The 3,212-nt window shown below is 74.5% G+C and carries 3 protein-coding genes; 1 reads left to right on the top strand and 2 read right to left on the bottom strand.

Going from position 1 to position 3,212, the window contains the following annotated elements; genetic code table 11:
- Together RWM17_RS13340 and RWM17_RS13335 are read right to left on the bottom strand one after the other, a co-directional pair.
- A partial coding sequence (locus RWM17_RS13340; protein WP_314104446.1) for an MBL fold metallo-hydrolase occupies positions 1–928 on the bottom strand: 928 nt, incomplete at its 3' end.
- Positions 929–1,108: 180 nt separating this feature from the next.
- Positions 1,109–2,137, bottom strand: a complete 1,029-nt coding sequence (locus RWM17_RS13335) for an NADPH:quinone reductase (RefSeq protein ID WP_314104444.1) — start codon at positions 2,135–2,137, stop codon at positions 1,109–1,111.
- A gap of 66 nt (positions 2,138–2,203) precedes the next feature.
- Between RWM17_RS13335 and RWM17_RS13330 the strand changes: the two genes are divergently transcribed.
- On the top strand, positions 2,204–3,212 hold a 1,009-nt coding region (locus RWM17_RS13330; protein ID WP_314104441.1), incomplete at its 3' end, for a histidine kinase.

Below are 3,212 nucleotides of genomic sequence, written 5' to 3'. Positions count from 1 at the left end.
GTGCCGCGCTCGAGCCGCGACGGCTCGCGTGACCGCTGTCGCCGGCGCCGGCGCCGAGCAGCCCGTCGAGGGCGGTCACCGCGTCGCGGGTGCGCTCCTCGCGGTGGGCGACGAGCGCCTCCGCCCGCTCGGTGAGCCCCACGAACCGGTACTCATGGCCGGGGCAGACCTCGAGCGCGTCGGCGTCCGACCGGTCGAGCTCGACGACGCGAGCCAGCGACACGAGCACGTCGTCGAGCGGGTTGGCGGCGGTGCGGCCCCCGAGGCCGATCCCCGGGTTGATCGTCGGCAGCACGTGGTCGCCCGTGAAGATCAGCCGCTGCTCGGGCTCGACCAGGCAGAGGTGACCCGAGGTGTGGCCGGGCGTGTGCACCGCGCGCAGGCGGCGCCCCGCGATCGGCAGCTCGTCGCCGTCGTCGAGCAGCAGGTCGGGGACGACGTCGACGAGGAGGCGGCCCGAGCCCCACGAGGCGACCAGCGCCTCCCGCGCCTCGGTCGGCACCTGCCAGCGCGCGATGTCCGCGTCCGCGGCGACCGCGTCGGCGGCACGGCCGGCGAGCGCACGCTGCTCGGCGGGGTGCATCGCGAGGCGTGCACCCGTCGCGCGGCGGACGGCGTCGGCCGCCCCCAGGTGGTCGACGTGCAGGTGGGTGGCCACGACCAGGTCGACATCGTCCAGTTCGTGGTCGAGCTCGTGCAGGGCGGCCTCGAGCCGGTCGACGGCGTGGGGGGAGGGCCAGCCCGGGTCGATCAGCGTCAGCCGGCCGTCCGAGCCCTCGACGAGGTAGCCGTACGAGGCGTCCGCGACCGGGGAGGTGGCCGGCGAGGTCAGCGACCAGACGCCGTGCCGCACCTCCTCCAGCGGAGGAGCCGTGCCCGCGCGCAGGGCCTCGGCCTGGACGGGGCTGAGCGGAGCGGGGTCAGGCACTCGGCGAGCCTAGCCCGCCCCCTCCGCCCTGCTCTGCCCCTCCCCGTTCAGGAAGTTTCAGCCTGATCCGCGCAACGGGGAGACATCTGGTCCTGATCCGTGCACGATCCAGGAGGAGGGGGCGCAACGTTCCTGAATCGTGCGAGCGAGAGCCAGGGCTGAAACGAGCCCGAATCCGCCTCAGCCCTGGGCGACGTCGATCAGCACCTTGCCCGTGACCCCGCCCTCGACGGCGTCGTGGGCCGCGGCCGTCTGCTCGAGCGAGTAGCGGTGCAGCGGCAGCCCCGCCTCCTCGCCGACCGGCAAGGCGCCGTCGCGGACGGCCGCGGTGACGTCCTCGGCAGCCGCCTGCAGCGCTTCCTCGCCCACCGTGTAGAGCAGCACGAACTGGTAGCGCGTGTTGGTGCCCATGTTCGCCCGGAGCGGCAACTCGACCGTGTCGCCGCCGTCGTTGGCGTAGATCGCGACGGAGGCGCGGGTCGAGACGACGGCCGCGACCAGCTCCGCGTTCTGCCGGATGGACACCTCGACGACGATCTGCACGCCGTCGGGCGCGACTCGCCGGATCTCGGCGGCGGCGTCCTGCTCCTTGTAGTTGACGACGTGGTGCGCACCGGCGGCTCGGGCGAGGGCGGCCTTCTCGTCGCTCGAGATGGTCGTGATCACGGTGGCGCCCGCCCAGGCGGCGAGCTGGATCGCGGCGTGCCCGACGGCCCCGGCGCCGCCCGAGACGAGCACGGTCATGCCGTCGAGGGCGCCGGGGGAGAGCCGAGAGGGCCCGTCCTCGTGCACGGTCAACGCGCGGTGCGCGGTCATGGCGGGCACTCCGAGGCTCGCGCCCAGGTCGAACGAGGCTCCCTCGGGCAGGGGAACGACGCGCGCTCGCGGCAGCACCGTGTGCTCCTGGGCGGTGCCGGTCGCGTGCCCGTTCGCCGAGATGAACGACCAGACCCGATCGCCGACCGCGAGGTCGTCCACGCCCTCGCCGACGGCGTCCACGACGCCCGCGCCGTCCTGGTTCGGCACGATCACGGGGAACGGCACGGCGCCCCCGCTCGTCTCGCCCGTGCGCGACTTCCAGTCGGTCGGGTTCACGCCCGACGCGACGACGCGCACGCGCACCTCGCCTGCCCCCGGCTCGGGCACCTCGCGCTCGACGAGGTGCAGGACGGACGACGGACCGGTCTCGGTGTAGGTGATCGACTTCATGCCCCCAGTCAACGACGCGGGCCCGGCGCGTGTTCCGCGGCGACCCAGATCGGCGAAGATGTGCAGATGAGCACACCTCGGGGGGAGGGCGGCAGCGGCGCCGTCCCGCGCTGGACGACCGTCGCCAGGCCCGCCGACCGCACGCCCGCCTCCGCCGCCGATCCCCGCCCGGCCGGCGTCGTCGTCTGGGTCGCCGTCGTCTCCGTGCTCGTCATCGTGGCGGTCGCGGTCGCGGCCGTCATCGCCGCCCGCAGCCTTGCCGAGGCCGAGTCGGTCCGCGACGCCGCCGACCGGGCCGACCGCATCGCCGACGCGATCGTCGCGCCGGCGCTCACCGACGCGCTGGTCGAGGGCGACGAGGAGGCGCGGCGTGCGATGGACGACGAGGTCCGCGACCACGTCCTCAGCTCGAGCATCGTCCGCGTCAAGATCTGGGACGACACGGGCCGCGTCGTCTGGTCGGACGAGCCCGCGCTGATCGACCGCCGGTTCGAGCTCGACCAGGACGACCTCGAGGCGCTCGCCGGAGCCGGGGACGAGAGCGGCGTCGAGGCCGAGGTCAGCGACCTGACCGCCCCCGAGAACGAGTACGAGCGCGACCGCGGCAAGCTGCTCGAGGCCTACCGAGCCGTCGAGACGCCGGGCGGGCAGACGCTGCTCTTCGAGGTGTACTTCCGCTACGACGAGGTGCTGCAGCGCAGCGGCCAGCTGTTCGCCGGGTTCGCGGGCATCACGATCGGCAGCATCGTGCTCGTCGTGCTGCTCTTGCTCCCGGTGCTGCGGCAGCTGCTGCGGGCGCTCGACCAGGCCAGGGTGCAGCGTGAGGCGCTGCTCGAGCGCGCCCTCGACGCGAGCGCCGACGAACGACGGCGCATCGCGGGGGCGCTGCACGACGGAGTGGTACAAGATCTCGTGGGCGCCTCGCTCGCGGTCTCGGCCGAGTCCGGCTCGGCCCGGGCGCGCGGCGACGAGACCACGGCCGACGGGCTCGACCGGGTGGCGGGGGCACTGCGCGGCAGCGTCGGCGGCCTGCGCTCGCTGCTCGTCGACATCTACCCGCCGAACCTCGCGCGGG

The sequence above is a fragment of the uncultured Frigoribacterium sp. genome, from assembly GCF_963515265.1.
Classification (GTDB): domain Bacteria; phylum Actinomycetota; class Actinomycetes; order Actinomycetales; family Microbacteriaceae; genus Frigoribacterium.
The sequence above is the reverse complement of the archived record's forward strand: the minus strand, read 5'-3'. Positions and strand labels throughout refer to the sequence as shown.

Bases quoted from the DNA above. Each gene is read 5' to 3' on its own strand.
- RWM17_RS13335 (WP_314104444.1), bottom strand. From the start codon at position 2,137: ATGAAGTCGATCACCTACACCGAGACCGGTCCGTCGTCCGTCCTGCAC.